Origin of the sequence: Rathayibacter tritici, from assembly GCF_002932875.1 — a bacterium.
Lineage (GTDB): Bacteria > Actinomycetota > Actinomycetes > Actinomycetales > Microbacteriaceae > Rathayibacter > Rathayibacter tritici.
Genome location: NZ_PSWS01000047.1, coordinates 1 through 17,494 on the forward strand (window position 1 = coordinate 1; position 17,494 = coordinate 17,494).

Sequence of the window (17,494 nt, forward strand, 5' to 3'; positions counted from 1 at the left end):
TGGGGGTGCGAGTCGGCGTCGGGGTGGGCGCGGGAGTGAGCGTCGAGTAGGCCTCGAGGGCGCTGGTCAGGACGGGGACAAGGAGCTCCTTGCCCTGCTCGGAGCCGTACTGGAAGTAGACGGGGAGGAGGCTGCCCGGGACGGTGTCGATACCGTCCATCTGGACCGCCTCGGTGCTGTCGGGGCGGACCTCGGTCCGACCGGGCACGGCGTCCACGGTGTCGCTCGTGCGGCCCGCGGAGCCCTCGAACTGCACCTCGACGCTCAGTACCTCATCGGTGGAATTGACGAGCGTCACGATCAGCGTGCCGGCCTCGCCGTCGTCCGAGACGATCATCGCGTTGCGGATGGCGAGATCGCCGATCGTCGCACCTACGCCGTCACTCGGGTCGTAGATCTTGCGCGTCGCCTGCTCAGCGACGAGGTTGCAGCCGGCGGTAGCGAGGGCGACGCCGACCGCGAGAACGACGGATGCAGCGATACGCGCCTTCACAGGAACCTCCAGATCGTCGGCCCCGAACGCCCCGGACAGGGCGACTTCACTGTGCACGAGCCGACACCAGGCTAGCGTAGCGAGCACTGCGGCCCCGCCCGTCCGGACTCCCGTCCCCCGGGCGCGCATGATAATCTTTCCGCCGCTGAAAGGACGTCGCATGCAGTTCGAGGTCGGAGAGACGGTCGTCTATCCCCATCACGGAGCCGCCACGATCGCCGAGGTGAAGACCCGCTTGATCAAGGGCCAGGAGAAGACGTACCTGAAGCTCCGAGTCGCCCAGGGCGACCTCGTCATCGAAGTGCCGGCCGACAACGTCGATCTGGTGGGCGTGCGTGACGTCATCGGCCGCGAGGGCGTCGACCGCGTATTCGAGGTACTGCGCGCCGAGGTGGTCGAGGAGCCGACCAACTGGTCGCGCCGCTACAAGGCCAACCTCGAGAAGCTCGGCTCAGGCGATGTCGTGAAGGTCTCCGAGGTCGTCCGCGACCTCACCCGCCGAGACAGTGATCGCGGCCTCTCCGCGGGCGAGAAGAGCATGCTCGCGAAGGCACGGCAGGTCCTCGTCTCCGAGTTGGCTCTCGCCGAGAAGACCGACGAGGACGCAGCATCCGCGCTTCTCGACGAGGTCCTCGCATCCTGAACACGCCTGGCGCCGTCCCCACCGCGGTCCCCACTGCGGCCGTCGTCGTGGTCGCTGCGGGCAGCGGCACGCGGCTCGGGCGCGGGCGACCCAAGGCCTACGTCGAGTGCGCGGGCACGACGATCCTCGAGCGCAGCCTGCGGACCGTGCTCCTTCTCGCCGAGCCGGTGCAGATCATCGTCGTAGCGCCTGCGGCCCTTGTGGAGGAGACCATCGCTCTGGCCCGCGGCGCTGGGGCCGCCTCCGGGACCGTGACTGTCGTGGCGGGCGGTGCGAGCCGTCAGGAGTCGGCCGGGCGGGGCATGCGTGCGCTCTCCCCGTCGATCGATACAGTGCTCGTGCACGACGCCGCCCGCGCCCTCACACCCGTCGACCAGTTCGAGCGGGTCATCGCGGCCGTCCGCGCGACAGGCAGTGGAGTCATTCCCGCCCTGCCGGTCACCGACACCATCAAGCGCATCCGTGCCGACGGCGGCGTCGTCGGCACCGTCGACCGCTCGGAGCTCGCGGCGGTGCAGACGCCGCAGGGCTTCCCGCGCGCTCTGCTCGAGGAGGCCTACGCCGCCGCGGAGGAGGAGTTCACCGACGACGCGGCGCTGCTGGCCTCCCGGGGCGCCGACTCCCTTGTCGTCGTCGGCGACCCCCTCGCCTTCAAGATCACCACCCCCTGGGACCTCGCCCGAGCGGAGCAGGTACTCGCGCCGCCGCCTGCCGTCGTGGTGCCGCGGGTGGGTATCGGCACTGACGTCCACGCTTTCGACGACGCTTCGCCACTCTGGCTCGCCGGGCTGCACTGGCCGGGGGAGCGGGGCCTCTCCGGGCACAGCGACGGGGATCCGGTCGCCCACGCGATCTGCGACGCACTGCTCGCCGCAGCGGGCCTGGGCGACATCGGCTCCCGCTTCGGTACGGCGGATCCCCGCTTCGCCGACGCCCACGGCGAGGTCTTCCTCCGCGCCACCCGGGAGCTGGTCGAGGCCGCGGGCTTCAGGATCGGGAACGTCTCGGTGCAGCTCATCGGCAACCGACCGAGGTTCTCGCCGCGGCGGGACGAGGCGCAGCATGTGCTGTCGGAGCTGCTCGGCGCTCCTGTCAGCGTCGCCGCCACTACCTCCGACACGCTGGGCTTCACCGGGCGAGGCGAGGGGGTCGCCGCGACCGCGACGGCACTCGTCCTCCCCAGCGCCGCGATCGCCCGGTAGTCCCCAGGCGATGCCGCCGACCCGGCCCGGAGCCGAGCTCCCGGTAAACTCGCCCGCGTGACTCTGCGACTGCATGACTCGAAGGCCCAGGCCCTCGTCGATTTCGTCCCCCTCCGCGAAAACGAGGTCGGGATGTACGTCTGCGGACCCACCGTGCAGTCCTCGCCCCACATCGGGCACCTGCGCTCAGCTCTCGCCTACGACCAGCTGCGCCGCTGGCTCGTTTACCGTGGCTACCGGGTCACCCTGGTGCGCAACGTCACCGACATCGACGACAAGATCCTCGCCATCGCCGAGGAGTCGCGGCGCCGCGTCCCCGAGGGTGCCCCGTCCGAGCAGTGGTGGGCGCTCGCCTACCGCGTCGAGCTCGACTTCACCGCCGCGTACACGGCCCTCGGCATTCTTCCGCCCACCTACGAGCCACGCGCGACCGCGAGTATCGCCGAGATGATCACGCTCATCCAGACGCTGATCGAGCGCGGCCACGCCTATCCGGCGCCCGACGACTCCGGCGACGTCTACTTCGACACCCGCTCCTGGCCCGACTACGGCGCGCTCACCCACCAGCGTCTGGAGAGCATGGAGGCGGCGAGCGACGCCGACCCGCGCGGCAAGCGCGACCCGCACGACTTCGCCCTCTGGAAGGGCGCGAAGCCCCAGGAGCCCGAGTCGGCCGCCTGGGCCTCGCCGTGGGGAGTGGGTCGCCCCGGCTGGCACATCGAGTGCTCGGCGATGTCGACGAAGTACCTCGGCACCCAGTTCGACATTCACGGCGGCGGTCTCGACCTGCGCTTCCCGCACCACGAGAACGAGCTCGCCCAGTCCAGTGCCGCCGGCCACGCCTTCGCCAGCTACTGGCTGCACAACGGGCTGGTGTCCGTCACCGGCCAAAAAATGAGCAAGTCGCTCGGTAACTCCGTCTACGCCTCCGAGCTGCTCGACGCAGCTCGCCCGCTCGTCGTCCGCTACTACCTTGGCTCGGCCCACTACCGCTCCACCCTCGAGTTCCACGACGGGGCGCTCGAGGAGGCCGAGGCGGCGCTGGAGCGGATCGAGGGCTTCCTCGACCGCTCCCGCAGGCGACTGGACGGCACGCGATTCGCCGCACTCGGCGAGCCGCTAGTGCCGGAGGAGTTCGCCGCGGCGATGGACGACGACCTGTCCGTGCCGCAGGCCATCGGCGTCCTGCACGAGACCGTCCGAGCCGGCAACGCCGCCCTCGACGCCGAGGACCTCGGCTCGGTGTCGGCCCTGCGCACCCAGGTGCTGGCAATGGCGGCCGTGCTTGGCATCGACCCCGAGGCGCCCGAGTGGGCGCGCTCTGACGACGAACCCTCGTACCGGGCGCTCAGCGTGCTGGTCGATCGCCTGGTCGCCGAGCGCCAGACCGCGCGGGAGCAGCGCGACTGGGCGAGCGCCGACCGCATCCGAACCGATCTCGCCGCGGCGGGAATCACGATCGAAGACACCCAGACGGGTGCGCATTGGAGTCTCGATGGCGAATAAGCCCGGCCGCCCCGGAGCGGTCCGAAAGAAGAGCAAGGGCAAGGCCGTCGGATCCGGCGGTCAGGGCAGGCAAGCCCTTGAGGGCAAGAAGCCCACGCCCAAGGCGGAGGACCGGCCCTACCACCCCGCCGGTAAGGCGAAGCTCGCACGCGAGCGCTTCGTCGCCGCCGGCGGCAAGGGTAGGCCCGGAGGGGCGCTCTCGGCGGCTGCCCGCGGACAGGGACGCCCGGCGCCGTCGCGCCGACCCAAGAGCGGCGACGAGTTCGAGATGGTGACCGGCCGCAACTCCGTCCTCGAGGCACTGCGCGCCAGCATCCCGGCGACAACCCTGTACCTGGCGACCCGCATCGAGATGGACGACCGGGTCAAGGAGGCGCTCACGATCGCCACCGCACGCGGCCTGCCCGTGCTCGAGATCATGCGCCCCGAACTCGACCGCCTGGCCGGCCCGGACTCGGTGCACCAGGGCCTCGTCCTCAAGGTGCCGCCCTACGAGTACGCGCACCCGAGCGACCTGCTCGAGCGCAGCGTCTCCCGCGGAGCCGTCCCCCTCTTCGTCGCTCTCGATGGGATCACCGACCCGCGCAATCTCGGGGCGATCATCCGCTCCGTCGCCGCGTTCGGCGGACAGGGCGTCATCGTCCCACAGCGCCGCTCGGTCGGCCTGAACTCGGCCGCCTGGAAGACCTCCGCCGGCGCCGCGGCCCGCATCCCCGTCGCGATGGCCTCGAATCTCACGGCAATGATCAAGGATTTCAAGCGCGACGGCGTCTTCGTGATCGGCCTCGACGGTGACGGCGACGTGTCGCTGCCCGGCCTTGAACTGGCCGACCGCCCGCTCCTCGTCGTCGTCGGCAGCGAGGGGAAGGGTCTGTCCCGCCTCGTCACCGAGCAGTGCGACGCTGTCGTCTCCATCCCGATCAGCTCCGCCACGGAATCCCTCAACGCGGGAATCGCGGCGTCGGTGGCGCTCTACGAGGTATCGAAGCTCCGCGCCGCGTCCGAGTAGGCGCCGACCGCTCGGCGGGCGACGACTCCGAACACGCGAGAGGGCCCGTGCTGTGCAGCACGGGCCCTCTCGCGGTGGCGGGGTCAGACGTTCTTCGTCCAGTCGACGTCGGCGTCTTCGTCGGTGAGCTCGGCGTCGCCCGCGGCATCGAGGACGAGGTTCGGCAGCGTCAACGCCTCAGTAGGAGGCGCGATGACAGTCGCCTCGTCACGGCGGTGGCGCAGGATGTCGTTCACGTAGGCGGTGACCGCCTCCGCTAGCGGAACATCCCGTGCTTGCTGCTGCGACATGAACCAGCGGTGCTCGAGCAGCTGGTGGAACATCTCGGCCGGCTCCAGCCTTCCCTTCAGATCCCGCGGAATCGAGCGGATGACGGGCTCGAACACCTGCGCCAGCCATTCGTGAGCCACCATCTCCTCGTCCAGATCCTGCTTGTCGTACGTCGCCGTGTACGAATCGAGGTCGTTCAGGAGCCGTCGCGCCTGGTTCTCTTGCGCATCCAGCCCGGTGAGGCGGAGCAATCGCCGCTGATGGTGGCCCGCATCGACGACCTTCGGCTGGATCCGCACCGTCGAGCCGGCCTCGTCCGTCTTGATTGCCAGTTCTTCGATGTCGAAGCCGAGGTCGTTCAGCCGGTTCACGCGGTCGTTGATCCGCCAGCGCTCCGAGGTCGCGAACGACTCGGCGCCGGTCAGCTCCTTCCACAGACTGCGGTACGCCGCGACGATGCCGTCGGACACGGTGATCGGATCGAGGTCGTCGTCGACGCGCCCGCCCGCTTCGAGGTCGAGCAGCTCACCGGCGATATTGACTCGCGCGATTTCGAGATCGTTCTCGCGCTGGCCGTTCGACAGGCCGCCCGAGTAGAGCTGACCGGTCTCCGCGTCCACCAGGTACGCCGCGAATGCGCCCGCGTCCCTTCTGAACAGAGTGTTCGAGAGCGACACGTCTCCCCAGAAGAAACCGATCACGTGCAGGCGCACCAGGAGTAGCGCCAGCGCGTCCACCAGCCGGGTCGCCGTATCGGGCCGCAGCGTCTGCGAGAAGAGCGCCCGATACGGGAGGGAGAACTTGAGGTGCCGGGTGACCAGCACCGCGGGCAGGGCGTCGCCCTCGTCGTCCGTGCGGTTCGTGATCACCGCGCCGGGTTCCACGCACGGCACGTCGAGGCGTTGCAGCGTCTTGAGCATCTCGTACTCGCGGCGCGACATGTCGGCGGTCGTCTCCTTCACGGCGACAACATGCCCGGAGAGGTGAGCAAACCGGACGGTGTGCCGCGAGATGCCCTTGGGCAGGGCCGCGATGTACTCGTCGGGCCAGTCATCGAGCCGCAGGTTCCACGGCAGGTCGAGCAGGGCGGGGTCGATGGTGGCCGAGGTGATGTTCAAGGAGCCGGACATGGTGCGCCGTTCGTGTCGAGAGTCGGACGGTGGAGCCGAAGACGACGCTGCCGCCGCCCACGAAGGACGGCGGCAGCGAGGTCTCGGTACGAGCGGCGGCTCAGGAGAGGCGCTCGCCCGACTCCGCGTCGAAGATGTGCACGCGGTGGTTCGCGGTCACGTAGACGCGGTCGCCCGCGGTGGGGTGGACGCGGCCGTCGACGCGCGCGACGATGTCGGTGCGGCGTCCCTCGACCTCGGTGTGGCCGTAGAGGTAGCCGTCCGAGCCGAGCTCCTCGATGAGGTCGACCTCGATGGGCAGGCCGCCGGGCTGGGTCGAGACGGTGACGTCCTCGGGGCGAACGCCGAGCGTGACGACCTTCTGGCTCGTCTTCGCGAGCGCCTCGCGGGCGATCGGCAGGACAGTGTCGCCGAACTTGACGCCGCCATCGGTGACGTCAGCGTGGAACAGGTTCATCGCGGGTGAGCCGATGAAGCCGGCCACGAAGACGTTGTTCGGGTTCTCGTAGAGGTCGCGGGGCGAGCCGACCTGCTGGAGGACGCCGTCCTTGAGGACTGCGATGCGGTCGCCCATCGTGAGCGCCTCAGTCTGGTCGTGGGTGACGTACACCGTGGTGATTCCCAGGCGGCGCTGCAGGGTGCCGATCTGGGTGCGGGTGGATACGCGGAGCTTGGCGTCGAGGTTCGACAGCGGCTCGTCCATGAGGAAGACCTGGGGCTTGCGGACGATGGCGCGGCCCATCGCGACGCGCTGGCGCTGACCACCCGAGAGGGCCTTCGGCTTGCGGTTGAGGTAGGGCTCGAGGTCGAGCATCTTCGCGGCCTCGAGGACCCGCGCGGCGCGCTCGTCCTTGTTGACGCCCGCGATCTTGAGCGCGAAGCCCATGTTCTCGGCGACCGACATGTGCGGGTACAGCGCGTAGTTCTGAAACACCATCGCGATGTCGCGATCCTTGGGCGGAACGTCCGTGACGTTGCGGTCGCCGATCAGGATGCGGCCCTCATTGACTTCTTCGAGGCCCGCGAGCATCCGCAGAGAAGTGGACTTGCCGCAGCCGGAGGGACCGACAAGGACGAGGAACTCGCCGTCACCCACCTCGAGGTTCAGCTTGTCGACCGAGGCGCGCGTGGCCCCGGGGTAGACACGGGACGCGTGGTCGAACGTTACGGACGCCATTGTGCTTGCTCCTTCACCGGCAGGTACGTGCCGGACGATCCGAGTGAATGGAAGTGCTGGTCATCGCCACGTGGGCGACATCGACCAACCGTCACAGTATGCCACGGGGCCGACAGTCGTCGGACGGCCGTCGGGTATCCGTCGTTTGGAGGTTTCCCAGGGCTCGCGCGTAGGATTCCGGCGAGTCGCGCCAGGCGGCTCCCTCTTCCCCCTCTCTCATTCGGAGCGTTCTTGTCATGACTACCGGCGGAGCCAACGACCGTCTCTCGAAGAATCAGCGACGAGAGGCCGCCCGAGAGAAGGCGCGTCGCCTGCGCGAGCAGCAGAAGCGCCGAGACCGCGTGAGCCGCTTCGCCCTGCAAGGAGGGCTCGCGGTCGTCGTCATCGCCGTCGTGGCGATCGTCGTGTTCGCCGTGACGTCCAGCATCCGCCCCGCGGGACCCGGACCGGCCAACATGGCCAGCGACGGCGTGTTCATCGGCGAGAACATGGTCGCCCGGACCAGCCCGCCCGTCGCGGCCGACGGAACTCCGACGCCGAGTGTCCCCGATACGTCCACCGGCACCGTCGACATCCGCGTCTACCTCGACTACCTCTGCCCCTACTGCGGCCAGTTCGAGATGACCAACGGCGACCAGATCAAGGAGTGGGTGACCAGCGGAGCGGCCACGGTCGAGATCCACCCGATCGCCATCCTCACCACCCGCTCCAACGGCACCAAGTTCTCGGAGCGCTCGGCGAACGCGGCGGCCTGCGTGGCCGATCGTTCGCCGAACTCCTTCTTCGGCTTTAATTCGCTGATGTTCGCCCATCAGCCGCAGGAGGGGACCGACGGACTCTCCGACGCGCAGATGAAGGACTACGCGGCGCAGGCTGGAGTCGAAGACACGGCGAGCGTGAACAGCTGTATCGACGACCAGAGCTTCGTGAGCTGGGTCCGTGCCGCGACCGAGCGCGCCACCTCCGGCCCGCTGCCCGGAACCGACATTCCCGCCGTCACCGCCACTCCGATGGTGCTGGTCAACGGCAAGGCCTACTCCGGCTCGCTGTCCGACCCCGACGCGTTCAGTTCGTTCGTGCTGTCGGCCGCTGCCGACTCCTACTCGTCGGCGTCGCCCGGGCCGTCCTCCCCCGACAGCCCCGCGCCGAGCGAGACGCCGGCGTCCAGCGATGCTCCGGCGCCCAGCGAGGCTCCGGCGCCCAGCGAGAATCCGGCGCCCAGCGAGAATCCGGCATCGACGGAGGCGCCCGCGTCCCCTGAGCCGGCCCCGGCTCCCGCGGGCTGAGCCCCGGCTTCCGCGGGCTGAGCCCGGCTGCCGCGGGATGAGCACCGAAGCGAAGGCCCCGACCGCATCGAGCGGTCGGGGCCTTCGCTGTTCGTGAGCCGACGACGGGACTTGAACCCGTAACCGCCCGATTACAAGTCGGGTGCGCTACCAGTTGCGCCACGTCGGCAGGTGCGCTCTCGCGCATGGACACCCTACCGCGGCCCCCGGACCGGCCAAGATTCAGGCACGCGGACGCTCAGGGCACGCGGACGCTCAGGGCTCGAGGACGCTGAGGTGCCGCTCGGCGGGAGTGGGGCGCTTGGGTCCGCCGATCTTGCCGTCCGGTCGGCCGACATAGAGCCAGCCGAGCAGCTCCTCGCCCTTCTCGAGGCGGTGCGCCTTCCGCACGGCTGTGGCGCGAGTGTACGAGCCGGTGCGCCAGAAGACGCCCCAGCCCGCCTCGTCCAGCAGGAGGCTCAGGAGGTGGGCGACGCCGGAGGCGACGGCCTCCTGCTCCCACGCCGGCACCTTCGACTTCTTGACGCTGACCACGACGGCCAGGAGCAGGGAGGCGCGGTGGGTCTTCTCGATGTACCGACGCGCATCCTTCTTCGCTCCGGAGGCGACAGCGAAGCTGCGGCCCACCCGGTCTCGGGCGGCACCCCGGATCTCGATGACCCGCCACGGCCGCAACGAGCTGTGGTCGGCGAGACGCGACGCCGCTGAAACGAACGCCGCGATCTCGTCGTGCCCCGGGGCCTCCTGCGTCACCTTCGAGCGTGATCGACGCGCGAGCACGGCCTCGAGCACGGGGGAGGAGGGCATGCTCACTCGCCCTCGGCCTGGAAGTTCAGCGCGATCGAGTTCATGCAGTAGCGGTCGCCGGTGGGCGTGCCGAAGCCGTCGGGGAACACATGTCCCAGGTGGGACCCGCAGTTCGCGCACCGAACCTCCGTGCGGACCATGCCCAGGGTGCTGTCCTCGATCAGCTGGACCGCGTCGGGGTTCACCGACTCGTAGAAACTCGGCCAGCCGCAGCCGGAGTCGAACTTGGTGCCGCTCTTGAAGAGCTCAGCGTCGCACGCGGCGCAGGCGTAGAGACCGGAGCGGTGCTCGTCGAGCAGCTCGCCGGTCCAGGGGCGCTCGGTGGCCGCTTCGCGCAGGACCGCGTACTGCTCGCGGTCGAGCTCCTCGCGCCATTCGGCGTCGGTCTTGTTCACGGAATACGACGACATGGGTCTCCCTTGGAATCCTCGCCAGTGTACGGGGGCGGTGCTGCCCTCCTCCTGATCCAACCCACGGCACTGGGGGTGCATTCCGCCTCGGGGAGGCTGTGCAGAAGACTCCCGAGGGTGGTGCCGCGACACGCTCGATCCGGATCGGAGCGCCTGCGCGGCAGCGACCGCGCGCCTCCCTACCCTGGGGAGATGAGCAGCACGACGGATCCGGGGAAGGGCACCGGTCTCAACGAGCGCGACCTCCGGGTGCTTGCGTTCGAGCGTGAATGGGGCGTCCGATCAGGCGATAAGGACGACGCTATCCGCTCCCAGTTCGGCCTGTCGGCCGCCCGCTACTATCAGGTGCTCAGTGCAGTGCTCGCCTCTCCGGCCGCTCTCGCGTACGACCCGATGCTCGTCACGCGGCTGCACCGCATCCGCGACCAGCGTGCCGGCGCTCGCGCCGCGCGACGCCTCGGGCGCCTCGAGTAGACGAGCTGCTCGAGTCCACCAACGGAAGGCCGGCCGTACCCCCGATGTCGAATACGAAACCGAGCGACCGCTTCGACGAGATCCCGGCGACGGAGGCGCGCGTCGGCGCCCATCGGCGCCCGCCGGCCCCGCACGCGCGTGCCGTCGCTCTCGCCTGGGCGGCGCTGGCGACCGGTGTGATCGTGCTCCTGGGATTCATCGGGCTGCTGGTCATCGACGACCGGGTTCAGTTCACCGACGTTTTCACCCCTCCGAGCGCGTCAGTCGAGGCCACCCCGACCGTCGCAGCCACCACCGACCCCGACCTCGCCGTCGCCGTCCTGAACGGTACGGTCGCTGTCGGACTCGCGGCTGGCGCAGGAGACGCCCTGACGTCCGCGGGCTGGAGTGTTCGGACCGTCGCCAACGCTGATACCGAGGACTTCGAGACGACGACGGTCTATTACACCGATCCCGCCCTCGAGGGAGCGGCCCGCGGAATCATCGACTCGCTGGGCACCGGCACCGTCCTGCTCTCGCAGGATTTCGTCGAGACAGGCGCCGTCGTCGTGGTGCTCGGGGCCGATTACGCCGCCGCACAGGGCTGACCCGTTCCCACTGTTACGGGCACGTTTCCTCCGTGTTGAATCTCGGGCAACTCTTTCCGTCGGGGTACCTGTGGGCGCGTCAGCGCGGCGATCGTCGGATTAGTATTCCTGACCAGGCACCAGCATGTCGCTTGTGCCGTGGGCATCACAGCACTGGGGAGTACAGAGATGGCGAACGGAACCGTCAAGTGGTTCAACGCTGAAAAGGGCTACGGCTTCATCACGGTCGACGGCGGCGGACAGGACGTCTTCGTCCACTACTCCGCGATCGACATGTCGGGATACAAGGTCCTCGAAGAGGGTCAGCAGGTCGCCTTCGAGGTCGGCACCGGGTCGAAGGGTCCGCAGGCCGAATCGGTTCGCCCGGTCTAGCCGCCGAGCCTCTGGGGAGCCGTCGTCCGCCTCGCGCGGGCGGCGGCTCCTTCGTGTCGGAGCCTGCGCCAGGTCGCTTGCACTCCTCCACCGTGAGTGCCAGAATCGATCTTGGCACTCGCCCCAGCCGAGTGCCAGCACAGACATTTCACGACGTCCGGGAGGGACGAGAAACACACATGGCCAAGATCATTGCTTTTGACGAAGAAGCCCGCCGCGGCCTCGAGCGTGGACTCAACACTCTGGCCGACGCGGTCAAGGTGACCCTCGGCCCGCGCGGCCGCAACGTTGTCCTCGAGAAGAAGTGGGGTGCCCCCACCATCACGAACGACGGCGTCTCCATCGCGAAGGAGATCGAGCTCGACGAGCCGTACGAGAAGATCGGCGCCGAGCTCGTCAAGGAGGTCGCCAAGAAGACCGATGACGTCGCCGGTGACGGAACCACCACCGCGACCGTTCTCGCCCAGGCGCTTGTGCGCGAGGGTCTTCGCAATGTCGCCGCCGGCGCCGACCCGATCAGCCTGAAGAAGGGCATCGAGAAGGCCGTCAAGGCCGTCACTGCCGAGCTCGTCGCCGGTGCGAAGGCCATCGAGACCAAGGACGAGATCGCGGCGACCGCCTCCATCTCCGCCGCGGACCCCGAGATCGGCGCGATCATCGCCGAGGCGATCGACAAGGTCGGCAAGGAAGGCGTCGTCACCGTCGAGGAGTCGAACACCTTCGGCACCGAGCTCGAGCTCACCGAGGGCATGCGCTTCGACAAGGGCTACCTGTCGCAGTACTTCGTGACCGACCCCGACCGCCAGGAGGCGGTGTTCGAGGATCCCTACATCCTCATCGTCAACTCCAAGGTCTCGAACATCAAGGACCTCCTCCCCGTCGTCGACAAGGTGATCCAGGCGGGCAAGCAGCTGCTGATCATCGCTGAGGACGTCGATGGTGAGGCGCTGGCGACCCTGGTCGTCAACAAGATCCGCGGCATCTTCAAGTCCGTCGCCGTGAAGGCCCCGGGCTTCGGCGACCGTCGCAAGGCGCAGCTCCAGGACATCGCGATCCTTACCGGCGGCCAGGTCATCTCCGAGGAGGTCGGTCTCAAGCTCGAGAACGTCACCCTCGATCTGCTCGGTTCGGCCCGCAAGGTCGTCATCACCAAGGACGAGACCACGATCGTCGAGGGTGCCGGCGACGCCGAGGCCATCGCCGGCCGTGTCGCGCAGATCCGCGGCGAGATCGAGAACACCGACAGCGACTACGACCGCGAGAAGCTCCAGGAGCGCCTCGCGAAGCTCGCCGGCGGAGTCGCGGTCATCAAGGCCGGAGCGGCGACCGAGGTCGAGCTCAAGGAGCGCAAGCACCGCATCGAGGATGCCGTCCGTAACGCGAAGGCCGCCGTGGAGGAGGGCATCGTCGCCGGTGGTGGCGTCGCGCTCATCCAGGCCGGCAAGCTCGCCTTCGAGAAGCTCGAGCTCGCAGGAGACGAGGCGACCGGCGCGAACATCGTGCGCGTTGCCATCGACGCTCCGCTCAAGCAGATCGCGCTGAACGCTGGTCTCGAGCCGGGCGTCGTGGCGGCCAAGGTCCGTGAGCTGCAGACCGGTTGGGGCCTCAACGCCGCGACCGGCGAGTACGTCGACCTGATCGCCGCGGGCATCATCGACCCGGTCAAGGTCACTCGCTCCGCTCTGCAGAACGCGGCGTCGATCGCCGGTCTCTTCCTCACCACGGAGGCCGTCGTCGCCGACAAGCCCGAGAAGAACCCGGTCGCAGCGGGCGGCGACCCCACCGGCGGCATGGACTTCTGAGTCCAACCCCACCACGCAGAAGGCGGTTCCCCTCCGGGGGAGCCGCCTTTTGCGTGTGCGGGTCGTGCGCGAGTCTTGGGCTCGCGGGATCGCGTTCGGCTCGCGGAATCCGTCGATTCCCGCGAGCTGGAGGTGTTTCCGCGAGCCCGAGGTTGCGGCGGGCCGGACGCCGGACGAGGCGGGTCAGACGGAGGCGGGGGAGGTCTCGCCATTGTGGCCGACGGTCAGCAGCGGCAGAGCCACGCGGAGGGTCGCGCCTCCGCCCGGAGTCTCGACGACATCGACGCGGCCCTTGTGCGCGGCCACAATCGAGGACACGATCGCCAGGCCCAGGCCGCTGCCGCCGGTCTCGCGGGTCCGTGAGGTGTCCGCGCGCCAGAAGCGCTGGAAGATCTTTTCGCGGATCTGCGGCGGGATGCCCTCGCCGTGGTCGATGACCTCGAGGAGCGCGAGGCGCCGTGAGCGGTCCACGGCAACGCCGATCTCGATCGGAGTGTCCTCGGGTGTGTAGCGGACCGCGTTGCCGATCAAGTTGGTGAGGACCTGGCGGATCTTGTTCTCCTCGGCCATCACCATCGCGGGGACGCCCGGCTCCTCCGGGGGCGCTGCGGTACCGGCGGCGATCTCCTCGGCATTGACCCAGCGCGGGCGACGGCGGAAGCGCGCGAGCCGCGCGCCGGCCGCTGCAATCGGGCCGGTGAGGCCCGGGTTCGTCAGCTCCATCGTCTGGGTGGCGGAGGCACCGACGTCACCAGACTCGAGCGCCGGAGTCTCAACGGGGGTGTCGTCTCGGGTCTCGACGCCGAAGTCGCGGTCGGGCCAGGAGGCCATCGCGTCCATCGCTGCGTCTCGCGCGAGCGGCATCAGGTCGACCGGAGCGAGCGCGAGCGGCTTCGTCTCGTCGAGGCGGGCAAGTTCGAGCAGGTCTTCGACCAGGCCGCCCATCCGGATCGCTTCTTTCTCGATCCGCTCCATCGCCTGCCCGACAGCCTCGGGCGTCTGCAGCGCGCCCATCCGGTACAACTCCGCATATCCGCGGACTGAGACGAGTGGAGTCCGCAACTCGTGGCTCGCGTCGCCGACGAAGCGGCGCATCTGGTCGATGGTGCGGGCGCGATCGCGGAAGGCGGAGTCGATCCGTCCGAGCATCGCGTTGAGGGAGCGGTTGAGGCGCCCGACCTCGGTGTTGGGCGTCGTGCCGTCCAGGCGCTGGCTGAAATCGCCGTCGGCGATGGCGGCTGCCGTCTGCTCAACCTCGCGCAGTGGAGCGAAGGTGGTCGTCACGAGGAGGCGAGTGAGGAGAGCTCCGATCACGACGATGGCCACTCCGAAGCCGAGGAAGATCGTGAGGTAGATCGTCATGATGTTGTCGACGCTGCGGGTCGAGACGGCCAACAGAAGCGTCTGGTACTCGGCGCCCCTCGTGAACACCGTGGACATGACGTGGTATTCGACTTTGCCGTTGGAACTCCAGATCTCCATCGGCTTGTCGCCGCCCTGCAGGGCCTGCTCGAGCGTGAACGTCTCCGGGAAGGCGGGGTCGGCTGCGCTGGACGCGTTGGTGTTGTCCAGAGCGCCGTACTGGTCGTACACGGCGCCGAAGTCGGCTTTGGAGTCGTCGATCGCGGCGAGGTCACGGACGGAGAGCTCGCTCGCGGTTCTCTGGATCTGGTCGGCCAGCTGTGCGTCGAGCTGTGCGACGAGTTGGGGCTTGAGCATCGTCATCGTGCCGATGCCGGAGACGAGGAGCCCCAGTGTCAGCAGGAGGACCGTGACGGCGGTGATCTTCGTACGCAGCGAGATGGAGTTCCACCGCTCGGCCAGACCCTGATGCATGGCGGTGGAACTCCCTCGAGGATCGGCGACGCCGCGTCTGTGCTGGAGACGGACGCCGAAGCGGCGGAGGCTAAGCCTTCGCGACCTTCAGCATGTACCCGAATCCTCGCTTGGTCTGGATGAGCGATTCCTCCGAATGTGTATCGAGCTTACGTCGCAGGTACGAGATGTAGGACTCGACGATGCCCGCATCGCCGTTGAAGTCGTATTCCCAGACGTGGTCGAGGATCTGCGCCTTGCTGAGCACCCGGTTGGGATTGAGCATCAGGTAGCGCAGCAGCTTGAACTCGGTGGGGCTGAGCTCGACCGGCTCGTCGCCGACGAGGACCTCATGAGTGTCCTGATCCATCGTCAGCTCACCGGCGCGGATAACCGCATCCTCCTCGGCGTGCATGGTGCGGCGCAGGATCGCCTTGATCCGCGCAACGATCTCGTCGAGGCTGAACGGCTTCGTGACGTAGTCGTCACCGCCCACGGTGAGGCCCGTGATCTTGTCCTCGGTATCGTCCTTCGCTGTGAGGAAAAGAATGGGGGAGGTGTAACCGGCCGAGCGGAGGCGCTTGGTCACCCCGAAGCCGTTCATGTCGGGGAGCATGACGTCGAGAATGATCAGGTCCGGCTCCTCCTCGAGGACCGCGGAGATCGCCTGCGCTCCGTTGCCGACTGCGCGCACGGCGAAGCCCGCAAAGCGGAGGCTCGTGGTGAGCAGGTCTCTGATGTTGGGCTCGTCGTCGACAATGAGAATGCGGGGTCCGTCCATGCAAGACAGTATCTGGCCGTCGTCTGTACGGAGTCTGGGAAGCGGTTGTCCGGCGCTCGAAGATCGTCTGAAGGCGCCAGAATGCGGATCAGGGTTGGCGACGACGGCGTCGGACGCCGGCGATGAGCACTCCGATCATCAGCAGAATCGCGATCGGGAGGCCGACGAGCGGAAGGGCGATCACAAAGCTCCACAGCGGACCGGCGTAGTCGCGCACGCCGAACGCCGGTGCCACCAGGACCGCGAGGAAGGCGAGCACCGAGACGACGATGATCGCGATGAACATGAAGGCGAGCGTGCGCTCCGCGCGTCCGATGCCCGCCGGCTCCTGTGGCTTCACCCGTCAAGGATAGGGCGGGGCCGGTCGACTAAACTGATGGCTGCTTCATTTCCAGGAGGGGTCTGCATGCCTACCGGCAAGGTCAAGTTCTACGACGAGGAGAAGGGCTTCGGCTTCATCAGCACTGATGAGGGCCAGGAGGTTTTCCTGCACGCGTCCGCGCTGCCCGCCGGGACCGCGGTGAAGGCCGGCGTCCGGCTCGAGTTCGGCATCGCCGACGGGAAGCGAGGTCCACAGGCGCTCTCGGCGCGGGTCCTCGACGCCCCGCCGAGCCTGGCGAAGCTCAACCGCAAGTCCGCGGACGACATGTCCGTGATCGTGGAGGACACGGTCAAGCTGCTCGACGGGATCGGCGCCGGCCTCAAGCGCGGCCGCTATCCCGATAAGGCGCACGGGCGCACGATCGCGGTGCTTCTGCGCCGCGTCGCGGATGAGCTCGATGCCTGACGCCGACGGCACGACCGCCGAGCGCGGACCGCTCGAGGTGGACGCTCCGATCCAGGAGCAGGCTTGCGTGGAGGAGCCGGCCGCCGTCGAGGTCGAGGATCTCATCGAAGACGCGGTTCCCGATACCGAGGGCGCGCCGGTGGAGGAGGCGGTCGTCTTCGCTCCCGAGGTCGTTCCCGAGCCCGTGTTCGAGGCGGACCAGGTGCTCGCGGCATCGCTCGACGTCGCACGGACGGCTCTCGCCGAGATCGCTCCCGCCGGGACCATCGGAGAGCTGGTGACGACCCTGGTGCAGGGCGAGCACATCGTGTCGCTGCAGTTCGCCAACCTCATGCGCGGGTATCCGGGCTGGCTGTGGACGGCCACGCTGTCCCGGATCGACGAGACCGAGGACGTCACCGTGCTCGAGGTCGAGCTGCTGCCCGGCGAGGGGGCGGTGTTGGCTCCGGACTGGGTGCCGTGGTCGGTGCGTCTCGCCGACTACCACGCCGCGCAGGACGTGCTGGGCGAGGAGATCGAGGACGCGGATGACGATGACCTCGATGACGAGCCCGACCTCGATGACGAGCCCGACCTCGATGACGACTCCCAGGAGGACGAGTCGGACGACGACTCCGACGACGCTCCGGACCAGGACTACTCCGACGATCTGGACGAGGACGACTCGGACGACGATCCGGAGGAGGACGACGAGCCCGACTCCGCTCCCGCCCCGGCTGCGCGTCGCCGCCGTCGCCGCCGCTGATCCGCTCGGGCCCGGCTCAAGGAGCATCGATTCCGACACCCGCTTCGCCTACTCCGCGGCGCCGCGCGCTCTTTCGGCCAGGTGTTACTCCCGACAGCCCTGGCGGACGTGACAGGGCGGCGAGCTGCACCGGTCACATGCGTGCCCCCTCGCCTCGCTCGCCCTGAACGCCGCGCTGACCCCGTTCTGGGCGAAGCC

19 protein-coding genes and 1 tRNA gene are annotated in these 17,494 nt (G+C 68.6%); 11 read left to right on the forward strand and 9 right to left on the reverse strand.

Features of this window, described 5'->3' with window-relative positions:
- The coding region (locus C5D07_RS07140) for a hypothetical protein (RefSeq protein ID WP_146079788.1) at positions 1-550 on the reverse strand (550 nt) is incomplete at its 3' end.
- A gap of 103 nt (positions 551-653) precedes the next feature.
- On the opposite strand from C5D07_RS07140, the gene C5D07_RS07145 reads away from it, so the two are divergent.
- The 4 genes from C5D07_RS07145 to rlmB are packed head-to-tail and all read left to right on the forward strand — an operon-like array spanning position 654 to position 4,853.
- On the forward strand, positions 654-1,136 hold the full coding sequence (locus C5D07_RS07145) for a CarD family transcriptional regulator (protein ID WP_068251795.1): 483 nt from the start codon (positions 654-656) through the stop codon (positions 1,134-1,136).
- A complete protein-coding gene (ispD, locus tag C5D07_RS07150; RefSeq protein ID WP_181134369.1) occupies positions 1,130-2,338 on the forward strand; it encodes a 2-C-methyl-D-erythritol 4-phosphate cytidylyltransferase in 1,209 nt (402 codons plus the stop codon). Before C5D07_RS07145 ends, ispD begins: the two co-directional genes overlap by 7 nt.
- A gap of 57 nt (positions 2,339-2,395) precedes the next feature.
- Positions 2,396-3,844 carry a cysteine--tRNA ligase gene (cysS, locus tag C5D07_RS07155; RefSeq protein WP_104259024.1) on the forward strand — a complete coding sequence of 483 codons (1,449 nt, stop codon included), beginning with the start codon at positions 2,396-2,398 and terminating at the stop codon, positions 3,842-3,844.
- Positions 3,834-4,853 (forward strand): 23S rRNA (guanosine(2251)-2'-O)-methyltransferase RlmB, encoded by a 1,020-nt coding sequence (rlmB, locus tag C5D07_RS07160; RefSeq protein ID WP_068251803.1) that lies wholly within the window; start codon positions 3,834-3,836, stop codon positions 4,851-4,853. The genes cysS and rlmB overlap by 11 nt, the downstream gene beginning before the upstream one ends.
- Positions 4,854-4,936: 83 nt before the next feature.
- On the opposite strand, the gene C5D07_RS07165 is transcribed toward rlmB, so the two are convergent.
- On the reverse strand, positions 4,937-6,253 hold the full coding sequence (locus C5D07_RS07165; protein WP_068251804.1) for a DUF4032 domain-containing protein: 1,317 nt from the start codon (positions 6,251-6,253) through the stop codon (positions 4,937-4,939).
- A gap of 100 nt (positions 6,254-6,353) precedes the next feature.
- Positions 6,354-7,430, reverse strand: a complete 1,077-nt coding sequence (locus C5D07_RS07170) for an ABC transporter ATP-binding protein (protein WP_068251805.1) — start codon at positions 7,428-7,430, stop codon at positions 6,354-6,356.
- A gap of 236 nt (positions 7,431-7,666) precedes the next feature.
- On the opposite strand from C5D07_RS07170, the gene C5D07_RS07175 reads away from it, so the two are divergent.
- Positions 7,667-8,716 carry a DsbA family protein gene (locus tag C5D07_RS07175; protein WP_104259025.1) on the forward strand — a complete coding sequence of 350 codons (1,050 nt, stop codon included), beginning with the start codon at positions 7,667-7,669 and terminating at the stop codon, positions 8,714-8,716.
- 96 nt (positions 8,717-8,812) lie between these two features.
- Here C5D07_RS07175 and C5D07_RS07180 read toward each other — a convergent pair.
- The 3 genes from C5D07_RS07180 to msrB form a co-directional block, all read right to left on the reverse strand.
- Positions 8,813-8,885, reverse strand: a tRNA-Thr gene (locus C5D07_RS07180).
- 86 nt (positions 8,886-8,971) lie between these two features.
- Positions 8,972-9,523, reverse strand: a complete 552-nt coding sequence (locus tag C5D07_RS07185) for a nitroreductase family protein (RefSeq protein ID WP_068251809.1) — start codon at positions 9,521-9,523, stop codon at positions 8,972-8,974.
- 2 nt (positions 9,524-9,525) lie between these two features.
- Positions 9,526-9,933 carry a peptide-methionine (R)-S-oxide reductase MsrB gene (gene msrB, locus C5D07_RS07190; protein ID WP_068251811.1) on the reverse strand — a complete coding sequence of 136 codons (408 nt, stop codon included), beginning with the start codon at positions 9,931-9,933 and terminating at the stop codon, positions 9,526-9,528.
- Positions 9,934-10,125: 192 nt separating this feature from the next.
- On the opposite strand from msrB, the gene C5D07_RS07195 reads away from it, so the two are divergent.
- The 4 genes from C5D07_RS07195 to groL all read left to right on the forward strand — a co-directional run bounded on the left by C5D07_RS07195 (position 10,126) and on the right by groL (position 13,168).
- On the forward strand, positions 10,126-10,407 hold the full coding sequence (locus tag C5D07_RS07195) for a DUF3263 domain-containing protein (RefSeq protein ID WP_104259026.1): 282 nt from the start codon (positions 10,126-10,128) through the stop codon (positions 10,405-10,407).
- Positions 10,408-10,451: 44 nt separating this feature from the next.
- Positions 10,452-10,994 (forward strand): LytR C-terminal domain-containing protein, encoded by a 543-nt coding sequence (locus C5D07_RS07200; protein ID WP_104259027.1) that lies wholly within the window; start codon positions 10,452-10,454, stop codon positions 10,992-10,994.
- A 168-nt stretch (positions 10,995-11,162) separates the two neighbouring features.
- Positions 11,163-11,366, forward strand: a complete 204-nt coding sequence (locus tag C5D07_RS07205; RefSeq protein ID WP_068210468.1) for a cold-shock protein — start codon at positions 11,163-11,165, stop codon at positions 11,364-11,366.
- Between the two features lie 179 nt (positions 11,367-11,545).
- Positions 11,546-13,168, forward strand: a complete 1,623-nt coding sequence (gene groL / locus C5D07_RS07210) for a chaperonin GroEL (protein ID WP_068251814.1) — start codon at positions 11,546-11,548, stop codon at positions 13,166-13,168.
- 183 nt (positions 13,169-13,351) lie between these two features.
- On the opposite strand, the gene C5D07_RS07215 is transcribed toward groL, so the two are convergent.
- From C5D07_RS07215 to C5D07_RS07225, 3 genes are all read right to left on the reverse strand, one after another.
- Positions 13,352-15,004, reverse strand: coding sequence for a sensor histidine kinase (locus C5D07_RS07215; RefSeq protein ID WP_068251815.1), 1,653 nt, complete (start codon positions 15,002-15,004; stop codon positions 13,352-13,354).
- Positions 15,005-15,074: 70 nt separating this feature from the next.
- Positions 15,075-15,764, reverse strand: coding sequence for a response regulator transcription factor (locus C5D07_RS07220; RefSeq protein ID WP_055787731.1), 690 nt, complete (start codon positions 15,762-15,764; stop codon positions 15,075-15,077).
- A gap of 88 nt (positions 15,765-15,852) precedes the next feature.
- Positions 15,853-16,104 (reverse strand): hypothetical protein, encoded by a 252-nt coding sequence (locus tag C5D07_RS07225; RefSeq protein ID WP_237358228.1) that lies wholly within the window; start codon positions 16,102-16,104, stop codon positions 15,853-15,855.
- Positions 16,105-16,170: 66 nt separating this feature from the next.
- Between C5D07_RS07225 and C5D07_RS07230 the strand changes: the two genes are divergently transcribed.
- Both C5D07_RS07230 and C5D07_RS07235 read left to right on the forward strand, forming a co-directional pair.
- Positions 16,171-16,551, forward strand: coding sequence for a cold-shock protein (locus C5D07_RS07230; RefSeq protein WP_068251819.1), 381 nt, complete (start codon positions 16,171-16,173; stop codon positions 16,549-16,551).
- Positions 16,544-17,296 carry a DUF3027 domain-containing protein gene (locus tag C5D07_RS07235; protein WP_104259028.1) on the forward strand — a complete coding sequence of 251 codons (753 nt, stop codon included), beginning with the start codon at positions 16,544-16,546 and terminating at the stop codon, positions 17,294-17,296. Before C5D07_RS07230 ends, C5D07_RS07235 begins: the two co-directional genes overlap by 8 nt.
- The last annotated feature ends 198 nt before the right edge of the window (positions 17,297-17,494 follow it).

Coding starts and splice junctions, on each gene's coding strand:
- C5D07_RS07145 (WP_068251795.1), top strand. CDS start 654: ATGCAGTTCGAGGTCGGAGAGACGGTCGTCTATCCCCATCACGGAGCC.
- groL (WP_068251814.1), top strand. CDS start 11,546: ATGGCCAAGATCATTGCTTTTGACGAAGAAGCCCGCCGCGGCCTCGAG.
- C5D07_RS07195 (WP_104259026.1), top strand. CDS start 10,126: ATGAGCAGCACGACGGATCCGGGGAAGGGCACCGGTCTCAACGAGCGC.
- C5D07_RS07235 (WP_104259028.1), top strand. CDS start 16,544: ATGCCTGACGCCGACGGCACGACCGCCGAGCGCGGACCGCTCGAGGTG.
- rlmB (WP_068251803.1), top strand. CDS start 3,834: ATGGCGAATAAGCCCGGCCGCCCCGGAGCGGTCCGAAAGAAGAGCAAG.
- C5D07_RS07220 (WP_055787731.1), bottom strand. CDS start 15,764: ATGGACGGACCCCGCATTCTCATTGTCGACGACGAGCCCAACATCAGA.
- msrB (WP_068251811.1), bottom strand. CDS start 9,933: ATGTCGTCGTATTCCGTGAACAAGACCGACGCCGAATGGCGCGAGGAG.
- C5D07_RS07175 (WP_104259025.1), top strand. CDS start 7,667: ATGACTACCGGCGGAGCCAACGACCGTCTCTCGAAGAATCAGCGACGA.
- C5D07_RS07230 (WP_068251819.1), top strand. CDS start 16,171: ATGCCTACCGGCAAGGTCAAGTTCTACGACGAGGAGAAGGGCTTCGGC.
- C5D07_RS07205 (WP_068210468.1), top strand. CDS start 11,163: ATGGCGAACGGAACCGTCAAGTGGTTCAACGCTGAAAAGGGCTACGGC.
- C5D07_RS07200 (WP_104259027.1), top strand. CDS start 10,452: ATGTCGAATACGAAACCGAGCGACCGCTTCGACGAGATCCCGGCGACG.
- C5D07_RS07170 (WP_068251805.1), bottom strand. CDS start 7,430: ATGGCGTCCGTAACGTTCGACCACGCGTCCCGTGTCTACCCCGGGGCC.
- C5D07_RS07215 (WP_068251815.1), bottom strand. CDS start 15,004: ATGCATCAGGGTCTGGCCGAGCGGTGGAACTCCATCTCGCTGCGTACG.
- C5D07_RS07165 (WP_068251804.1), bottom strand. CDS start 6,253: ATGTCCGGCTCCTTGAACATCACCTCGGCCACCATCGACCCCGCCCTG.
- C5D07_RS07185 (WP_068251809.1), bottom strand. CDS start 9,523: ATGCCCTCCTCCCCCGTGCTCGAGGCCGTGCTCGCGCGTCGATCACGC.